The sequence below is a fragment of the Psychrobacter sp. T6-1 genome (assembly GCF_052258445.1).
In genome coordinates this window covers 1-959 of the sequence record NZ_JBQQFC010000583.1, presented here as the reverse complement: position 1 = coordinate 959, position 959 = coordinate 1, and the positions used below count along the sequence as shown (strand labels likewise).

Annotated in this window: 1 protein-coding gene; it reads right to left on the bottom strand. The window is 49.8% G+C overall.

From position 1 onward, the window contains the following. Window positions 1-53 precede the first annotated feature (53 nt). Window positions 54-959: M3 family metallopeptidase (locus ACTXGO_RS16480; RefSeq protein ID WP_443575051.1), on the bottom strand; the 906-nt coding region annotated here is incomplete at its 5' end.

Here is a 959-nt window from a genome sequence, read left to right as displayed (position 1 = left end):
CAGCGTACCCCAGCCAAGAACTGCCGTTTTGGACGAGTGGATTGATAGCGCATTTATGCCTCCTGATCCATATTAGATTCATCATTTTGGGCAAAGCCGCTATGACGTAGTAGCGCCTCTATATTGGCGCTGCGCCCACGAAAATTCTCAAAGTTAGTCTTAGCAGGGAAGCTACCACCAACGGACAAAATAGTCTCGCGGAACGCTTTACCCGTAGCAGGATTGAAGATACCGTCCTCTTCAAACTTGCTAAAGGCGTCCGCTGACAATAGCTCAGCCCACTTATAAGAGTAGTAGCCCGCCGCGTAACCGCCCGCAAAGATGTGACTAAAGCCATTGGCAAAACGATTGTAATCAGGCGTCTGTGTAATAGCGATGTCACCGCGAACCTCGTTGAGCGTCGCTAAGATACCGTCATAATCAAGCGCTGGCGTATGCGCATGTATCAATAAATCAAACAGCGCGAACTCAACCTGACGCAAGGTTTGCATACCGCTCTGGAAGTTTTTGGCCCCAAGTAAAGCATCAAGCTTATCTTTGGGTAAGGGCTCGCCTGTATCGACATGACTACTAATGAGCGCGATACCCTCAGAATCCCACGCCCAGTTCTCCATAAATTGACTAGGCAGCTCGACGGCATCCCACTCAACGCCGTTGACTCCTGCGACATCGCCGACACTAACTTGCGTGAGCAGATGATGCAAGCCATGACCAAACTCATGAAACAAGGTAAGCACTTCGTTGTGCGTGAGTAGGCTTGGCTTTCCGCCGAGCGCTGGCGTGAAGTTACCTACCATAAAGCAGACCGGTAACTGCTCATATCCTTGCTCGTCATGACTATAGCGAGACTGAAAGCCGCTCATCCAAGCGCCGCCACGTTTACCGCTACGAGCAAATAAGTCAAAGTAAAAGCCGCCAACTAAGCGATCATCGTTATCGAACAATTGATAAAAACGCAC